We start from the raw sequence: 17,073 nt of genomic DNA, 5'->3' as shown, positions 1-17,073 counted from the left end.
TTAAGTATTATTGCGGATTGGTATAGTATTTAAGCCATTATTAAAAAGCCTATAACAGCTAATGCCGCAGCAATTAGCGTGTATGGCAATTGTGTAACAGCATGGCTCATTAAATTACAACCAGAACCTTGCGCTGCGAGTACGGTTGAATCTGAGTAAAAACACGCTTGGCTACCAAAAGAAGAAGCCGATAATAGCGCCCCAATGACCAGTGGTATGTTTGCATCAACCGCATTAGCCAGTGGCATAACAATGGGAATTGATACAGCAAAAATACCCCAGCTAGACCCCGTTGCAAACGCTAAAATAGCCATTGAAATAAATACCACGGCTGGTAAGTATGCAGCGGTCATATAAGGGCTTAAGCTGCCAATAACAAACTGAGGCAAACCAATTAAGTCGCATACATCTTTAAATATAAACGCAGCTATAACAGTACCAATCGCGGGGATCATACTTTTAAAGCCATCAAGCATGCGTTCAATCATTTCACTTACACTCATTAATTTTTGTAGAGCATAAAACGGGAGAGTGACCGCCATTGTTGCTAATAAGCCTTTGTATACGTCTATTTCAAAGTAAACAGTAAATGCAACCAGTAAAATAATCGGCACCAAAAAGTTACGTAATTTACCTTTAGGATCAGCATCTTCAAAGTTCTCTTCTACGGCTTTTACCGCATATTCATCCGCTGTTTGAACGTCATTGTATTGAGCAGGGTCGACTTGAGCTTGCTCAATTTGTGCCATTTGCTCTGCTTTTTTCATTGGACCAATCGCAGGAATAATACCCAGCACAACAAGTAAAACAACAAGCACTGCAAACCACGCATAAAACATGTACGGTATGGCTTGGATATAAACTGCAATCCCTTTGCCTTCTTCTGCAATACCGTTATCTACAAGTAAGCCACCAAAAAAAACCGCCCAGGTAGATAAAGGGACAAGTACACAAATTGGTGCAGCAGTAGAGTCTACAACATAGGCAAGCATCTCACGGCTCACTTTAAATTTATCGGTAATGCGTTTCATGGTTTCACCCACGGTAAGCGCATTTAAGTAGTCATCAATAAAAATAACTACACCCAAACAAAAGGTCATAAACAAAGATGAGCGTTTACCTTTAGTGTATTTAAGGGCTAACTTGCCAAAAGCCGATGCGCCACCTGTGCGCACTAATAGCGCGATTAAAGCACCGAAGCCACCACATACAAGTATTAGCCAGCCGATGGTTTCGTCTGTCATCACTTTTAGCGATGTACTCGCAAAGTTAGTAAGTACCTGTGCAGGATCGGCGATAACTAAACCAACTAAAGCACCAATAAGTAAAGATAAAATAGGGCGGCGTAATACAACAGCCAATACAACTACCACCAAAGGTGGCAGTAAACTTAACGCAGAAGGTTCAAGCATTTAAGTATTCACAAAATTAAAAGCATGTATAAAAATTACAATAGTATTAATTTTTAAACTGCTTATACAAAAACAAAGAAGATGATAAGTTTGTTGTAAAATCATCTTCCAAGTCACTGCTTTTGTACGCGAGGGAGAGACACATAAACAGTTATGTTAAATAGCGGCTTAAGTGAAACGCGTTGGCTTTGGCGCCAGACGGTGCAAGGAGTGCAAACCGCTATTGTTGTGCCTGTAAAAACATCGGCGCAAAAATAATCTGCTTTTTAATTTCAGTCAACAAAAAGTTACATGCAAAACAAAGTTTTTTAGAGGAGCTTACATTGAACGCTGTATTTAAAACAAATCGATTGTTGTTGCGCCATGCAAATGAGCTTGATGCAGCTATTTTACTTAAGCTAGTTAATCAGGCGAGTTTCATATAGCATATTGGTGATAAAGCAATCTATACCCTTGATGATGCCAAGTCGTACATTATAGGGCCTGTTTATCTTTCGAGGTTAAATTTGCAGCAGTATGTTTGGTATTTAGGCAAGGCAGAGCCTATGTAGTGTGGTTATTCCCCATAGATAGGCGATAACACAGCATAAATGCCAAACATGCGCTGCCCGAAGGGTTCTACCTAGGGGCAATTAACTCTTTGTTGCTCGGTTTTTACTTAGCCCACTAGGTTATAAACCTCACGCCGCGATTAAATCGCCCCTAGATTGAACAAATTTTAATCCTGAAAGGTCAACAGGCCCTAGTCATTTATTGCTTCTCATGTACGCCAAGGCTTTGGGCCTTACATTATTACTTTGCATAATGCTGTAGTGGTTGGCGTTGTTGGGTTTTATAAACGCGCCGCGTTACAACAACCTGATTTAGGTTTTGCACTTGTAAGCGGTTTTGAAAAAAAGGGTTATGTTTTTGAAGCGGCCAGCGCACTTTTGCAACATAAGCATGAATTTGGAATTACAAAACTGTGTGCAATAACATCACCAGATAATAGGGCATCGCAGAATGTGTTGTTAAAATTGGGTTTTAAAATAGAGGGCAAGGCGGTTATCAATGATGATAAAACCGCCGTGATTATATTGTCACTTAACGATTAAAGTCTTGCTTGTTCTATTTGTTTTGCAACATTTAGGTTTATATTTAGCCATGTTGCTTCAAGTGTCGAAACCAGGCTATCATAGCCATCATCATCAATAGGGACCAATTGCGAAAAATTATTAATACTTATAAGGCGTCGGCCTGTTTCAGGGTGTGTGTAATATAAACGCCAAAGCCCAGAAATATCAGCGTTACCTTGCATATCGCCATTAAAGTGGTGAATTTCGTATTCAAGCTCATAAAACGTTTGTTGATCAAGTTCAGTAATGACCGGTAAGCCTTTTATTACCATCCAGTTGGGCATAGCATTAAAAAGTGTTTGCTGGGCTGTTGCAGTAAGCATTACATCCGGCGATTCGCCCCACAGGTTATAATTTGCAGCATGAATTTGGTTGCTATCTATTTTCATAGCAATGCCCAAATTATTTAAAGCGCCTCTAAGTACAACAGTTTGTATTCTTAGTTGCGCATCTGTATCTGCAACGTTTCGAGACGATGCACCTATAGGCTGCTCAAACTGGTAATACTGTGTCGCAGTTTGTATTGATGAACTACAACCTGCCAATAGTAATAATAAACTTGCAGTTAAAAATAACGATTTCATTATTGCTTCCTTGGTTTTGGATCTGCTGGTAATGATTTATCAAAAATTAGCATATTAGGTTGCTCGTTTAATCCGCGAGTTAGAGGCTGTAGGCCCTCACTTAAACGTTTAAACTCTTTTAATGTTTGCTGTATTTGATGATGAAGTTCAGAACCGGCTTGGTAACTGGCCATGGTTTTATCAAATTGGCGCATAGTGACTTCAAACTGCTCCATGCTTTTTGTCATCTTTTCGAAATTACGGTTAAAGTCGCCAGGTAAGTTTTGTGTATCTTTTTGGCTTAGCAGCTCTCGCATTTCATTAGCAAGCGCTCGGTAATCGGTAAATGTAGCTTGCATTTGTGCCAAGCTATCTTCAACTTTTAAGTTATTTACCTTATTAAGTACGTCAGAAACTTGATCTGCTAATACAGTTATACCGCTTGAAATACTCGGAAAAACATCATACTGCACAAGTTTACCTAGGTGCGCTTCTGGCGCGTCGGGGTATATATCAAAATCTACATACACAGCACCCGTTAATAAATTACCAGGCTTTAACGAGGCGCGCATCCCACTTTCAATCCAGCCCTTTAAACTGCCTTGCCAATACTCTTTTGCTGAAGCACTGTCATGATACAAGCGTCCGTATTCTACTTTTATAAGCACTGGAACCGCCGTATTATGGTTTCTAAAGTGGGCAGGTTTACCGTCAATAATTACATTGGCAGGGGTTTCAACAACAGTACCTACACGCATACCTCTGTACTCGACAGGTGCACCTGTCCGTAGTCCTCGAACTGATTGTTCAAATTCAATTAGGTAGTAATCAAAATCATAAAAGCGCTCTTCTAACGCCTCTTTATAGCTTTGGCTTAATGAAAAGCTATGCCCATCTTGTGCTATTTCACCCGGGGCCTGTTGTTCAGGTAAACCAACCGAAATACCGCCTTTTAATAGTTTGCTTAAAGAGCCTGTATTAATATTGATGCCATCGGCAGATAGGTCAATTTCAATTCCTGCGTTCACCCAAAAAATAGAGTTCATGGTGATCAGATTTTGATAAGGGGCTTTAATAAATACGCCGTACTTCATTGCTTGGTTTTCCCAATCAAAAGTGGCGGTTTCTATTTGCCCTATTTTATAATTTTTGAAGAATATACCGGTGCTTACATCAAGTACTTCAGCGTTGTAACTCATTAATTTAAAACGACCACCTTTCACATCTTTACCAATGAGGGCTGGTTCATCTTGTAACTTAAAACGCTCTTTTAGTTCTTTACTTTCACCTGGTGAAAACTCTAAATATACACCAGACAATAACGTACTCATCCCGCTAATACCTGTTTCATCAATGCGTGGTTTCACGACCCAAATTTTGGCATCGTCAGTCAGTAGCTCGTTGTAATTTTTATCTATTTGCGCGCGAGCAATTACGCTGTCTTGCGTGTCGGATAGCCGAACATGATCAATTTGACCTATTTTTACACTGCGCACTTTTATTTCAGTTTTACCTGCAATAATACCTTCTGCTTGTGGCATTTCGATAAAAATTGTAGGGCCTTTATTAGCTTGGTATTGGTATAACATCCACATGCCTACTAACAGCGCAATTGCCGGAATGATCCAGATAGCGGAAATTTTCGGTTCTTTTGTTATTTCGGCGGTTTCGGTCATGCTTTGTTCTCTGATTTTTTGTTTTTAGGGGAATCCCACAATAAGCGTGGGTCAAAGGCATGGGCAGCCATCATTTGGCATATTACCATAACTGTAAAAAATACAATGCCTAATCCTGGCGTTACTGACATTAAATTACCCAGTTGAACTAAGGCCACTAAAATAGCAACCACGAATACATCTATCATCGACCATTTACCAATAAACTCAGTCAGTTGATAAATTCGGGTGTAACTTTTTGTATGTTTATTGGCAGGCCTTGTAACCATAAAGCATAAAAAGCTCAATACAAAAGCTTTAGCAAGTGGCACCACAACGCTGGCTAAAAATATAATAGCGGCAATAGGGTAGGAGCCACTTTTCCAAAGAGTAATAACACCACCAATTAAAGTCGAAGGGGATTCATCCCCAAGGCTAGTGGTGTGCATAATAGGTAAAACATTTGCTGGAATATAACAAACAACAGAAGTAATTAGCCAAGCTGCTGCTTTTTGTACGCTATAAGGGTTTCTGACGTGTGTTTTTGTATGGCAACGCTGGCAAATATTACCGGTACATAGTTGATGGCACACATGGCAGGCTTTAATATTTTCATCTATTGCACGTTTAGCATGCTCTGCGCCTTCGAGTACTTTTACAGGCTTTATTTGAGCCCATAAGCGTGGGCGATTTAAGTGAACAAGTGCAGCTATGTATAAAATAACAAACCCCACATAAGCCCAAAAACTCGTGCCGAAGCTAATATCAGCCAGCGACATGATTTTAACCATACTAACAAGTACGCCAATTAAAAATATTTCCGACATAATCCAAGGCTCTAACGCCAAAGTGAACTTTAGTAGTCGCCTTGCAATGCTCTCTGGTAATGCTTTTAAAAGCCCAAGATGCAAAGGAATTAAAATAACAAGCAAACCCATGGGCAGGGCAATAATGCTCAAATCAATAAATAAGCCAAGTAGCTCACTATCATAATTAAACAAAATTCGAGCCGCGTCGGGCAGTGTAATAGTTTGAGTTATACCGCTACTACTAAATGAAATAAAAGGGTAAAACATACTGCTGAGCAACATTAATAGTGCGCTAAAGCTTAGTGCAACTATGCGACTGTCGTGATTAACATCGGCTTCGCAAAGTTTATGGTGACAATGTGGGCATATCGCCATTTGTTTTGCGATTATGCGAGGTATATCTATGATCAGATCGCAGCAGGGGCAGACAGTTTGCAATTTAATACCAAGCAAGAAGAATATTTCTTCAATTTTGCTATATTTAATACATTAATACAACGCGTTCTGCCATCAAGCTGCTCGTTATATAAAGGAAGCGTGTGAAATATTATTTGTACTGCATACAAATGTGGCTCTTTATTTGTTCGCAAAATGCTGTGGCTATTAATAAAGAGCGAGAAGTAATTATCGCCGCGAGCGCATCAATTCCGCCCTATGTTTTTGAAAAAACAGACTCGGGTATACACCTAGGTTTAATCAAAGCCGCGTTAAAGGCTAATGGATTTGCCAATATTAATGTGCAATATATGTCGAATAAACGCGCTGAGCATCAATTGCATAATAAAGGAGTAGATATACTTTTAAATTATGCAGGAGGAGGTAGTCCATGTATTTACCCAAGTAAACCGGTACTTAGTTATGAAAATGTAGCCATCACACTCAAGCGAAATAAATATAATATTGATGAAATAGAAGGCATGTTTAATAAAAACGTCCTTGCTTTTCAAAATGCAACTGCATATCTGCCTTCTATATTTAAAAGTAATGTTAAACACTTTAGCTCATATCAAGAGGTTATTAATCAAAAGGCGCAGGTAGATAAGCTGTTAAAAGGTTGGGTGGATGTAATTGTGTTAGATAAGCGTATTTTTTACTATTACTACAATCAACATAAATCACCCGAAGCTGTGCAAATTTACACTTTATTTCCAAAAGCAGAGCGACCTGCTTATTTTAATAACCTCTCTTTAGCTACTGAGTTTGATATAGGTTTGGCGCTCATCAAGCAAAACGGTACTTATAAAAGAATTGTTGATGAAGGCCAAACCCATTCATCAATCAAATAACGCCACTGTTTGACGTGTAAGCGCTATTAGCTCACCGGATTGTGACCATATACAGCCATCTTCTAAACCATAGCCACCTTTTGAATGATGAGTGATTGCTTCAAAGCCAAGCCATTCGCCAGGTGATAAGTTTGGCTCTTGTACAAACTCTAAATACCATGACATGCTACTAGCTGGAGCGGGTTGTTTAAACATTTGTAATAACGTAGGTGGCCATGCATCTGTTAATGCAATTACATGCGCTTCAGTTATTTGCTCTGGGGTGTGCTTAAAGCGCATCCATCCCCCTAAGTGAGACGTTTCTGCGCTGCTAAATGGCATGGCACCTTGTTGAGGGCATAAATCAACATGTTGAAAAAATTCAGGCATCTGGCCTTTAATAAAAGGTAGAGTATGGCGCTCGTCTACCGGTTTTAACCCTAAAGACTTTGAAACAGGCACATTTACACCCGACTCTCTACTTTTAGCAAAACACGCTTGTACAATTACACACACTTGTTCATTTTGAATGGCTTTGGCGAGTACCTGTGTGCTGCTTTTACCTTGTCGTAATATTTCTACCGATAACGAAAAAGGAGTATCAGCTAGTAATGGCCCTACAAAATTTGTACTGAGTGAGAGTAGGCGACGATCACTGGATACTTTTCCTCTGATAGCTTGATACAACAGTGCGGCTGAGAGCCCACCAAAAGCAGTTCTGCCTTGGCACCAGTTTTCTGGAAATTGCATTGTGCTAGTTAATTGTTCGGTATTGTCTGAACTTCCAATTTTTGCAGCTTGGAGAAGTAATTGTTCAAAATGCATGAAGATGTCCTTTTATAGTGCGATTTAATAAATTTATAACACAACCAAACTAGTCAGACCAGTAATTAAAAACGTCTCTGGCGGTGCAAAAATCACCATTCCTTACAATTGTTAGGGTTATTTTGTAAATAAATCACAAAAAATGGATTTTTTTTCATTTTTACAGTTGAAATAAGTTTGGCGCATCCCTATTTACTATGTCATCGAACGTATTAACGAATATTGAAGTTGGAGAAGTTTCATGGGTAAAATTATTGGAATCGATTTAGGTACTACAAACTCTTGTGTTGCAGTACTTGATGGTGGCAAAGCACGTGTTATTGAAAACGCGGAAGGCGATCGCACAACCCCGTCTATTATTGCTTACACGCAAGACGGCGAAACATTAGTAGGTCAATCTGCTAAGCGTCAAGCGGTTACTAACCCGACAAACACATTATTTGCAATCAAGCGTTTAATTGGTCGTCGTTTTGAAGACGAAGAAGTACAACGCGATATCGGCATCATGCCGTTTAAAATCATCAAAGCTGATAACGGCGATGCATGGGTAGAAGCAGGTGGCGAAAAACGCGCTGCACCACAAATTTCTGCTGAAGTACTGAAAAAAATGAAGAAAACGGCAGAGGACTTCTTAGGTGAAGAAGTAACTGAAGCTGTAATCACAGTACCTGCATACTTTAACGATTCACAACGTCAAGCAACGAAAGATGCTGGCCGTATTGCGGGTCTTGAAGTTAAACGTATTATCAATGAGCCAACTGCTGCGGCACTTGCTTACGGTATGGATAAAAACCGTGGCGAAAACATCGTTGCAGTATATGACTTAGGTGGCGGTACTTTCGATTTATCAATCATTGAAATTGATGAAGTTGAAGGCGAGCACACGTTTGAAGTACTTGCTACAAACGGTGATACTCACTTAGGTGGTGAAGATTTCGATAACCGTGTAATCAACTACCTAGTAGCTGAATTCAAGAAAGATCAAGGTTTAGACTTAAAAACTGATCCTCTTGCAATGCAACGTGTTAAAGAAGCTGCTGAAAAAGCAAAAATTGAACTGTCATCTGCACAATCAACTGAAGTAAACCTTCCGTATGTAACTGCTGATGCATCTGGTCCTAAGCACATGAACGTGAAACTAACACGTGCTAAGCTTGAATCACTAGTTGAAGATTTAGTAACTAAATCTCTAGAGCCACTTAAACGTGCACTTGCTGATGCTGATTTATCAGTAAGCGACATCAACGATATTATTCTTGTTGGTGGCCAAACACGTATGCCTTTAGTACAAAAAACAGTTGCTGATTTCTTCGGTAAAGAACCACGTAAAGACGTAAACCCTGATGAAGCAGTTGCAGTAGGCGCAGCGATTCAAGGTGGTGTACTTGCTGGTGACGTTAAAGATGTACTATTACTAGACGTTTCTCCATTATCTCTAGGTATTGAGACAATGGGCTCAGTAATGACTGCATTAATTGAGAAAAACACGACGATTCCTACTAAGAAATCGCAAACATTCTCAACAGCTGAAGATAACCAATCTGCTGTAACAATTCACGTGTTACAAGGTGAGCGTAAACGTTCAAGCGACAATAAATCTCTAGGTCAATTTAACCTAGAAGGTATTCGCCCAGCACAACGTGGTACACCGCAAATCGAAGTAACATTCGATGTTGATGCCGATGGTATCTTACATGTATCTGCAAAAGATAAAGATACAGGTAAAGAGCAAAAAATCACAATTCAAGCATCTTCAGGCTTAAGCGATGAAGAAGTTGAAAAAATGGTTCGTGATGCAGAAGCACATGCTGAAGACGATAAAAAGTTTGAAGAACTTGTAGCTGCTCGTAACCAAGCTGATGCTCTAGTACACGGTACTCGTAAGCAAATTGAAGAAGCTGGCGATGCATTACCAAGCGAAGACAAAGAAGCGATTGAAGCGGCTGTTGTAGATTTAGAAGCTGCTATTAAGAGCGACAACAAAGAAGAGATTGAAGCTAAAACTCAAGCTCTTGCTGAAAAGTCTCAAAAACTAATGGAAATTGCACAAGCGAAAGCACAGCAAGGTTCAGCAGATGCAGGCGAGCAACAGCAATCAGCTAAGCAAGACGACGACGTTGTTGATGCAGAGTTCGAAGAAGTGAAAGACGACAAGTAATTGTTGCTAACGCTTCTCGCTAGCCAAAAACACTTAACTCAATCGAGTGTTTAGGTTAGGATGAACAATTGAGGCGCGCGAGCAATAGCTTGTCGCGCCTTTTGCATGTATTTAAGGTTTAAAAATTCAATGATAAATCGATGCGATTTATCGGTTTATCCAGCAGCTCACGCTGCAAACAGAAAAGAGTAGTGTGATAGATATGTCAAAACGCGATTATTACGAAGCCCTCGGCGTAAGCAAAGATGCGAGTGAGCGAGACATAAAAAAAGCGTATAAACGCTTAGCGATGAAATATCATCCAGATCGTACCGCAGGCGATAAAGAGCTTGAAACTAAATTTAAAGAAGTTAAAGAAGCTTACGAGATTTTAACCGATCCTCAAAAACGCCAAATGTATGACCAACATGGTCACGCGGCATTTGAGCAAGGCGGTGGCGGTGGTCATGGCGGCTTTGGTGGCGGTCATGGCGATTTTGGTGATGTATTTGGTGACGTATTTGGCGATATTTTTGGTGGCGGCGGTGGTCGACGTCAATCTCGTCAACAACGTGGTTCTGACTTACGTTACAACATGGACTTGAGCTTAGAAGAAGCGGTTCGTGGTAAAGAAGTTGAAATTAAAGTACCAACATGGGTGGGTTGTGAGCCATGTGATGGCAGTGGTGCTAAAGCAGGTTCTAAGCCTAAAACATGTACTACATGTCATGGTGCTGGCCAAGTACAAATGCGCCAAGGTTTCTTTGCTGTTCAGCAAACGTGTCCAACGTGTCAGGGACAAGGTCAGATTATTTCAGACCCTTGTAACAAATGTCATGGTCAAGGCCGCGTAGAAAAAACTAAAACGCTTTCAGTTAAAATTCCAGCTGGCGTTGATACAGGAGACCGTATCCGCTTAACTGGTGAAGGTGAAGCCGGAATGCACGGCGCGCCATCTGGCGACTTGTACGTGCAAGTATCTGTTCGCGAACATGAAATATTTGTACGTGAAGCAAATAATTTATACTGTGAAGTACCAATTAGCTTTACAACAGCAGGTCTTGGTGGCGAAATTCAGGTGCCAACACTTGATGGTCGTGCAAAACTTAAAATACCTTCTGAAACGCAAACGGGCAAAATGTTCCGTATGCGTGGCAAAGGCGTTAAGTCTGTTCGAAGTGGTGCCCAAGGCGATCTAATTTGTAAGGTAGTAATCGAAACGCCAGTTAATCTTAACGAGCGTCAACGTGAACTACTGCAAGAGTTAGATGAAAGTATGGGTACAGATAGCTCGAAAAATCGTCCTAAAGAGCAAGGCTTTTTTGACGGTGTTAAAAAGTTTTTTGATGATTTAACTAAGTAAATTATTATTAATAATGAAACGGCGCTTTTTAGCGTCGTTTTTTTTGCTTTAAATTTTATTTTTGTTACTGTTAAAAAAAACACGATTAAATAGTATGACCCCAGCAATCGAATTACTTAAAAAACAAAAAATCCCCTTTGAAGTACTCAGTTACGAACACGATGCAGGTAATAGTCAATATGGGCTTGAAGCTGTTGAAAAGTTAAATTTAGATAGCGCCCAAGTATATAAAACTCTCGTTCTTGAAACGCATGAAAGGCAGCTAATTGTTGCTGTTACTCCTGTGTCGCAACAAGTTAACTTAAAACAGTTGGCAAAACTATGTGGTGCCAAAAAAGTAGCCATGGCTGCCCCGCAAAAAGTTCAAGCTAGCACTGGTTATATTTTAGGGGGAGTAAGTCCACTTGGACAAAAAAAACGCTTAGCTACGTTTATTCATAGTAGTGCTTCACTTTTTGATACTATTTATGTGAGCGCCGGAAAGCGAGGTTTAGAAATCGCACTCTCCCCAACTAATTTAGCGGCGTTAACTAGCGCTAAATTTGGCGATTTATAGCCTTTATTTTTAAAATTACTCTCCATAAAGGCAATTAACTCAAGTTAAGCAATTTGCTCAATACCTTATTTGTAACTACATTGAGAGTATCTTTATACCGTTAATATTTAATACCAAACGGTATTACACATTTTGTATACGGCTGTTTGTATGAACCTTTTAGATGTAGATTATTTTGCAATACTGGTGGCTGCACTGTCTTCTTTTATGCTTGGCGGCATATGGTACTCAAAAGCACTCTTTAAAAACGCTTGGCTAGAAAGTATTGGCTTAACTGACCTTGATTTACAATCAGCCAATCCTAAGTTGATATTTGGCGGCAGCTTCTTTTTAGTATTTATAGCGGCTTTAATGTTGTCTCTATTTTTAGGTAAAGACGCAAGTTTAGTTGAGTGTGTAGGAACAGGCTTTGTGATCGGCTTTTTTTGGATCAGTAGTTCACTAGGGTTAAGTTATATATTTGAGCAACGCCCTTTAAAACTATTTTTAATTAATGGGAGTTACTGTATTTTACAGTTTTCGTTAATGGGGCTTATTTTAGGTATTTGGCCGTAAGGGTTGAGTAGCCGTTAATGCCCGGTTTGATTCTTACCTGAGAGTAGAGTAGGTTTATATAATCGTATTTACATGATTTGGTAGCAGTATTAATGAAAATATTAGTAGTTGATGATATGCCGCTCATGCGTCATGTTTTAATTAATATGCTAAGAAAATTGGAGTATTGCAATATCGTTGAAGCTACAGATGGATTACAAGCTTTGGCTTTATTGCGTGACCAACATTTCGATTTGGTTATTACAGATCTTCATATGCCAAAAATGGATGGTGTTGATTTACTCACAAACATTCGAAAAGACAGAGCCCTTGCCGATATTCCTGTGTTGATGGTTACCTGTGAGGATAGTACAGATAAAGTTAAGCAAGTTATTGCGGCTAAAGTATCGGGGTTTATAATCAAACCTTTTAATATGAATGTATTATCATCTCAATTAAACCGCTTCTTTTTCAAAGATTAGGTTATATTTTTCATCATCATTAAATTATTATGAGCTCACTTTAATATCCATACCGCGTAAAAATTTTAAAACCCAGTGGTCACCTTTACCCACCTAATACCAATGAGCAATCATACTTAATCATTTTTCGAGGCTAAACGTGTCGCTCCCTGTGTTAAAAAATTCTCATTTAGAACAGTTAAATAGCGAATCTTCGCCTAGCTATCAACACGTTTTTCTACCCTCAAATAGATCACTTAATTAAACGAATTACTATAAACTGGTATCATAAAGAATAATTTTTTATACAGTACAGCAGGACTTAATGGCAAAACCTAATAAAAAAGGCCCCACTAAAACGGTCGATATTTTTTGCTCTGCTTGTAAAGCTTCCTTATTTAAGTATCGAAAAGGAGGCAAAGGAGCATTAGTTAAGTGTTTTAAAGAGCGTATTAGTCAAGACTTTACACAAGAGCCCTGTATTTGCCCTAACTGTAGTCGGCCTTTTGCCCGAGAAGCGATTATTCGTGGTGCGCCTGCCTATAAAATAATTGGTGGCAAAGTAACGTTTAAATAATTCAGATACAGTAAAATTTATTCATACGGACATATGGCCTTGTTAGAATTTACCATATTGATAGAATCGCTCGGTTTGCTGTTTCAATGAATGAAAAAATACCCTCCCCATGGATCGGGCCAGTTTATTGGGTTATTTAAAAATGGATAAAGGATAGTTTCGTGATAGCACTCTTATTTGACATCATAGGTATGACAGGTACTTTTTTAGTAGTTGGTTCATTTTTCTTACTGCAGCTAGGAAAGACGTCTCCATCTAGCCTAACGTATAATATGATGAATTTAACAGGGGCGATTTTGTTGTTAATTAGCCTTTGCTATAACTTTAATTTAGCGAGCTTTGTGATAGAAATATTTTGGATAGCTGCTTCATTAATTGGTTTATACAAATACCTAAAAAACAGATCAGCTTTAGCTACAAATTAATAACGTATTAATTTTGTTCTAAACCTTAAACACTGCAAGCACAACTGTTTGCGGTGTTTTTTGTTTTTAGGACTAAATTTAATTAACAAGTATAATTAAATTCATTTGTTAACAAAAAGTTTATATCCCTGCCTCATATAAGTCGTTACACTAGCGACCTTAAATTTTTAGGCTATTTCTCGGGTAGGCCATGTTTACGTTTTCTAAAAAAATAATTACAGTATGTATATTATTAGTATTAATTTTGGTTGTTACATTTTGGGTAGGCCGCGCTCACGATATTGAAAAAGCAACAGCTCAAGCGCAGCGTCAGGTTACTCAATTAAATAATTACATTGATACTGAACTCGCTCGTTTTTCGGCTATTCCCCAGCTACTTACTTATAATCAGTTAATGATTGAATTTGCAAACGGCGACCAAGCCCATTACAACGCTATAAATAACTACTTAGCTGATATACAACAAGCCAGTGGTGCATCAGATATATTTGTACTTAATGCCCAAGGCGCAGTAACGGCAAGTAGTAACTGGCAAGCCGATTACACATTTTTAGGCAGTAACTTTGCCTTTAGACCTTACTTTAAACGTGCATTTGCAGGTGAAAAAGTGGCCTACTTTGCACTAGGTATGCGTTCAAAAGAGCGTGGTATTTATTTTTCGCAGGCTGTTTATCACGACAACAAAGCGGTTGGTGTTGTTGTATTAAAAGTGAATGTAAGCAAATTTGAAAACGACAGAGAGCTTTTAAATACATCTAAAGGTAGCCATTTTTATTTAGAGCTTAGTGATAATGTAATTGCGATGTCTGATATGCAAACATGGCGTTTAAATAGCTTCAGTGAGTTTGATATAACAAAGCGACGTAATATAAAGTTACGCCGTGCTTATTTAGATCATCAACCTGTATATATTAAGCAATTTCAATATAAGAGCCAGGGTATTTCGCATTTCAGAATTAATAAAAACCTTTATGTGAGTGCGACAAAACCATTGCGTTACTTTAGTGCACATATGAACGTACTTGTTGATATTACAAAAGTAAATTCAGCTCAATTAATACGCTTGTTTTGGGCATTTAGTATTTATGCTTTAGTTATGATTGTTGGTTATAGTTTACTTGCTCGTTTTGCGGGTTATAAAAAGCTCGTTTACTCTAGGCATAGTCTTGAGCAAAAAGTGATTGAGCGCACACAAGAGCTTGAGAAAACGCAAGTTGCATTAGTTCAATCAGCAAAACTTGCAACAATTGGGCAGTTAAGCGCAGGTATTAATCACGAAATAAACCAGCCCCTTAGCGCTATGAATACTTACCTAGCAAGCGCCAAACGTTTACTCGCTAAGCAAAATTACACCGCACTTGGCGAAAGCATAACTGTGATTGAGGGGCTTGTAGGTCGCGTACACAAAATAGTGGGGCAGCTAAAACATTTTAGCAAACCATCACAAACTCAATTAAGACCTTATCCGTTAGCTGGTTTATTAAATAACGCCTTGATGATTGCCAGCTCACAACTAAAACAAGATAACGTACACGTAGAGCAGCCTAATTTAGATAGTGGGTTAATAGTGTGGGTTGATTCACTTAAATTTGAGCAAGTGTTGGTTAACTTAATAACTAACGCGAGCCAAGCTATGAATGGCGCAATAATACGTAAATTAAGTTTTAATGTTGAGTGCTTTGATAATCGAGTAAAACTCTCAATTTTAGATACAGGGCCTGGAATAGAGCAACATGCTTTTGGTAATATTTTCGAACCTTTTTATAGTACTAAAGAAAGTAACGGCTTAGGCCTTGGATTATCTATTTCAAAACAAATCATTGACTCGTTTAATGGCTCTTTAAGTGCGCACAATCGACTGCAAGGCGGGGCTGAGTTTATAATCAGTCTATCAAGCACGCAGGATAAAACAGATGATTGAAAACTCACCGTGTAAGCACATCATTGTAGTTGATGATGAAGCGATGATCAGAGATTCATTAAAACAATTACTTACCCTCGAAGGCTATACAGTTGAGTGCTTTAATGATGCAAGTACGGCTCTAACAAAGCTTAATCGACGTTTTATGGGGGTTGTACTGAGTGACATAAATATGCCTGCAATGGATGGGCTTACTTTGCTTGAGCAAGTCACGGCATTTGATAGTGAACTGCCGGTTATATTTTTAACAGGGTACGCCGATGTAACTATTGCTGTTAAAGCTATGCAATTAGGCGCGTATGACTTATTTGAAAAACCAGTAAACGAAACATTGCTTGATTGCATAGCAAGAGCATGCGACAAGCGTAGCTTAGTGATTCAAAATCGTGCACTAAAACTTGCTGTACAAAAAACCTCAGCGCCGGGTGTACGAATCCTGGGTGATACTCCTAAAATGCAAGATATGATGCATTTACTCAATACGGTTATTGATACCCCAGCTGATGTAATGATTGAAGGTGAAACTGGCACGGGTAAAGAGCTAGTAGCGCGTTACTTACACGATCAAAGTATTCGCTCAGCAAGTAACTTTGTGGCTATAAATTGCGGCGCGGTGCCTGAGCAGTTGATAGAAAGCGAGTTATTTGGTGCTGCAAGTGGTGCCTATACCGGAGCAACTCACACTCGTAAGGGAAAGTTTGAATTCGCACAAGGTGGTACAGTTTTTTTAGATGAAATAGAAAGTACCCCAATGTCGTTGCAGGTTAAATTATTACGCGTATTAGAGGAGCGAAAAGTAACTCCAGTAGGTGATAATAAAGCAATTGAATTAGATATAAGAATTGTTGCAGCCACTAAAGTAGATTTGCTTTTATTAGTTGAAAAAGGTGAATTTAGAGCAGATTTATATTATCGGCTAAGTTTGGTAAAAGTCGATATACCGCCTCTTAGAGCTCGAAAAGCAGATATAGTATTACTGTTTAAGCACTTTAGCTCTATTGCAGCAACACGCTATCACAAGCCGCCAGCACCTCTTAATAGCGAAATACAACAGCGACTCTTAGCGTACGACTGGCCTGGTAATGTAAGGGAGCTTAGAAACCAAGCTGAGCGCGCGGTTTTATTAGGAGTAGAACTTGCTTTTAGTGTTAGTAAAACGCAGGCTAAAGGTGAGCTTTCTCCCGATTTAAGCTTATCTGAAAAAGTTGCTTTTTATGAGCAGTCGTTAATAGAAGAAGCCCTAGAGCGTAACCATGGCAGTATTAAAAATACGATGGATACACTGCAAATCGCTCGTAAAACCCTTTACGATAAAATGAGTAAATACAATTTAAACCGTGATATGTTTATTGACTAAATTGTGTGGTTTATGTGACAACTTCGTTTTTATGGTGTGTGGGAAACCGCACATTTATTCTCTTTTTTATACGCAATACCCATTAACCATCTGAAATA

The 17,073-nt window shown here is 39.0% G+C and carries 16 protein-coding genes; 11 read left to right on the top strand and 5 right to left on the bottom strand.

Annotated elements, in window-relative coordinates; genetic code table 11:
- Positions 1–29 precede the first annotated feature (29 nt).
- Positions 30–1,412, bottom strand: coding sequence for a Na+/H+ antiporter NhaC family protein (locus H5072_RS01620; protein ID WP_024604188.1), 1,383 nt, complete (start codon positions 1,410–1,412; stop codon positions 30–32).
- A 752-nt stretch (positions 1,413–2,164) separates the two neighbouring features.
- Between H5072_RS01620 and H5072_RS01615 the strand changes: the two genes are divergently transcribed.
- On the top strand, positions 2,165–2,506 hold the full coding sequence (locus tag H5072_RS01615) for a GNAT family N-acetyltransferase (RefSeq protein WP_404936318.1): 342 nt from the start codon (positions 2,165–2,167) through the stop codon (positions 2,504–2,506).
- Here the strand turns inward: H5072_RS01615 and H5072_RS01610 are convergent.
- The 3 genes from H5072_RS01610 to H5072_RS01600 are packed head-to-tail and all read right to left on the bottom strand — an operon-like array spanning position 2,503 to position 5,929.
- On the bottom strand, positions 2,503–3,111 hold the full coding sequence (locus H5072_RS01610; RefSeq protein ID WP_182692467.1) for a PqiC family protein: 609 nt from the start codon (positions 3,109–3,111) through the stop codon (positions 2,503–2,505). The genes H5072_RS01615 and H5072_RS01610 overlap by 4 nt on opposite strands.
- A complete protein-coding gene (gene pqiB, locus H5072_RS01605) occupies positions 3,111–4,766 on the bottom strand; it encodes an intermembrane transport protein PqiB (RefSeq protein WP_002959056.1) in 1,656 nt (551 codons plus the stop codon). Before pqiB ends, H5072_RS01610 begins: the two co-directional genes overlap by 1 nt.
- The gene (locus H5072_RS01600; protein ID WP_024595565.1) at positions 4,763–5,929 is read right to left on the bottom strand and encodes a paraquat-inducible protein A; all 1,167 of its coding nucleotides are present in this window, start codon (positions 5,927–5,929) and stop codon (positions 4,763–4,765) included. The genes pqiB and H5072_RS01600 overlap by 4 nt, the downstream gene beginning before the upstream one ends.
- A 191-nt stretch (positions 5,930–6,120) precedes the next feature.
- Here H5072_RS01600 and H5072_RS01595 point away from each other — a divergent pair, with 191 nt between their 5' ends.
- Positions 6,121–6,840: an ABC transporter substrate-binding protein gene (locus H5072_RS01595; RefSeq protein WP_220488481.1), complete on the top strand. Its 720-nt coding sequence runs from the start codon at positions 6,121–6,123 to the stop codon at positions 6,838–6,840.
- On the opposite strand, the gene H5072_RS01590 is transcribed toward H5072_RS01595, so the two are convergent.
- Positions 6,829–7,644 (bottom strand): thioesterase family protein, encoded by an 816-nt coding sequence (locus H5072_RS01590; protein ID WP_182692465.1) that lies wholly within the window; start codon positions 7,642–7,644, stop codon positions 6,829–6,831. The two genes, H5072_RS01595 and H5072_RS01590, sit on opposite strands and share 12 nt — an antisense overlap.
- 241 nt (positions 7,645–7,885) lie before the next feature.
- Here H5072_RS01590 and dnaK point away from each other — a divergent pair, with 241 nt between their 5' ends.
- The 9 genes from dnaK (at position 7,886) to H5072_RS01545 (ending at position 16,975) form a co-directional block, all read left to right on the top strand.
- On the top strand, positions 7,886–9,802 hold the full coding sequence (dnaK, locus tag H5072_RS01585; protein ID WP_002959064.1) for a molecular chaperone DnaK: 1,917 nt from the start codon (positions 7,886–7,888) through the stop codon (positions 9,800–9,802).
- A 202-nt stretch (positions 9,803–10,004) separates the two neighbouring features.
- Positions 10,005–11,144 carry a molecular chaperone DnaJ gene (gene dnaJ, locus H5072_RS01580; RefSeq protein ID WP_002959065.1) on the top strand — a complete coding sequence of 380 codons (1,140 nt, stop codon included), beginning with the start codon at positions 10,005–10,007 and terminating at the stop codon, positions 11,142–11,144.
- Positions 11,145–11,238: 94 nt separating this feature from the next.
- Positions 11,239–11,700, top strand: coding sequence for a Cys-tRNA(Pro) deacylase (gene ybaK, locus H5072_RS01575; protein WP_024595562.1), 462 nt, complete (start codon positions 11,239–11,241; stop codon positions 11,698–11,700).
- A gap of 150 nt (positions 11,701–11,850) precedes the next feature.
- The gene (locus H5072_RS01570; RefSeq protein ID WP_024595561.1) at positions 11,851–12,255 is read left to right on the top strand and encodes a DUF1761 domain-containing protein; all 405 of its coding nucleotides are present in this window, start codon (positions 11,851–11,853) and stop codon (positions 12,253–12,255) included.
- A gap of 92 nt (positions 12,256–12,347) precedes the next feature.
- A complete protein-coding gene (locus H5072_RS01565) occupies positions 12,348–12,716 on the top strand; it encodes a response regulator (protein WP_024595560.1) in 369 nt (122 codons plus the stop codon).
- A 304-nt stretch (positions 12,717–13,020) separates the two neighbouring features.
- On the top strand, positions 13,021–13,272 hold the full coding sequence (locus H5072_RS01560) for a hypothetical protein (protein ID WP_024595559.1): 252 nt from the start codon (positions 13,021–13,023) through the stop codon (positions 13,270–13,272).
- Between the two features lie 161 nt (positions 13,273–13,433).
- The gene (locus tag H5072_RS01555) at positions 13,434–13,697 is read left to right on the top strand and encodes a hypothetical protein (protein ID WP_024595558.1); all 264 of its coding nucleotides are present in this window, start codon (positions 13,434–13,436) and stop codon (positions 13,695–13,697) included.
- Between the two features lie 190 nt (positions 13,698–13,887).
- Complete coding sequence (locus tag H5072_RS01550; protein WP_182692464.1) at positions 13,888–15,618, top strand: ATP-binding protein; 1,731 nt, start codon at positions 13,888–13,890, stop codon at positions 15,616–15,618.
- On the top strand, positions 15,611–16,975 hold the full coding sequence (locus H5072_RS01545) for a sigma-54 dependent transcriptional regulator (RefSeq protein WP_002959078.1): 1,365 nt from the start codon (positions 15,611–15,613) through the stop codon (positions 16,973–16,975). Before H5072_RS01550 ends, H5072_RS01545 begins: the two co-directional genes overlap by 8 nt.
- The last annotated feature ends 98 nt before the right edge of the window (positions 16,976–17,073 follow it).

It is taken from the genome of Pseudoalteromonas sp. SR45-5 (assembly GCF_014163565.1).
In the GTDB taxonomy this organism is placed as follows: Bacteria; Pseudomonadota; Gammaproteobacteria; order Enterobacterales; family Alteromonadaceae; genus Pseudoalteromonas; species Pseudoalteromonas distincta.
Note: the sequence above shows the minus strand (reverse complement) of the source record. Positions and strands in the feature narration are given on the sequence as shown.

Bases quoted from the DNA above. Each gene is read 5' to 3' on its own strand.
- dnaK (WP_002959064.1), top strand. From the start codon at position 7,886: ATGGGTAAAATTATTGGAATCGATTTAGGTACTACAAACTCTTGTGTT.
- H5072_RS01595 (WP_220488481.1), top strand. From the start codon at position 6,121: ATGTGGCTCTTTATTTGTTCGCAAAATGCTGTGGCTATTAATAAAGAG.
- H5072_RS01560 (WP_024595559.1), top strand. From the start codon at position 13,021: ATGGCAAAACCTAATAAAAAAGGCCCCACTAAAACGGTCGATATTTTT.
- H5072_RS01600 (WP_024595565.1), bottom strand. From the start codon at position 5,929: ATGGCGATATGCCCACATTGTCACCATAAACTTTGCGAAGCCGATGTT.
- dnaJ (WP_002959065.1), top strand. From the start codon at position 10,005: ATGTCAAAACGCGATTATTACGAAGCCCTCGGCGTAAGCAAAGATGCG.
- H5072_RS01590 (WP_182692465.1), bottom strand. From the start codon at position 7,644: ATGCATTTTGAACAATTACTTCTCCAAGCTGCAAAAATTGGAAGTTCA.
- ybaK (WP_024595562.1), top strand. From the start codon at position 11,239: ATGACCCCAGCAATCGAATTACTTAAAAAACAAAAAATCCCCTTTGAA.
- H5072_RS01545 (WP_002959078.1), top strand. From the start codon at position 15,611: ATGATTGAAAACTCACCGTGTAAGCACATCATTGTAGTTGATGATGAA.
- pqiB (WP_002959056.1), bottom strand. From the start codon at position 4,766: ATGACCGAAACCGCCGAAATAACAAAAGAACCGAAAATTTCCGCTATC.
- H5072_RS01550 (WP_182692464.1), top strand. From the start codon at position 13,888: ATGTTTACGTTTTCTAAAAAAATAATTACAGTATGTATATTATTAGTA.
- H5072_RS01610 (WP_182692467.1), bottom strand. From the start codon at position 3,111: ATGAAATCGTTATTTTTAACTGCAAGTTTATTATTACTATTGGCAGGT.
- H5072_RS01570 (WP_024595561.1), top strand. From the start codon at position 11,851: ATGAACCTTTTAGATGTAGATTATTTTGCAATACTGGTGGCTGCACTG.
- H5072_RS01565 (WP_024595560.1), top strand. From the start codon at position 12,348: ATGAAAATATTAGTAGTTGATGATATGCCGCTCATGCGTCATGTTTTA.
- H5072_RS01620 (WP_024604188.1), bottom strand. From the start codon at position 1,412: ATGCTTGAACCTTCTGCGTTAAGTTTACTGCCACCTTTGGTGGTAGTT.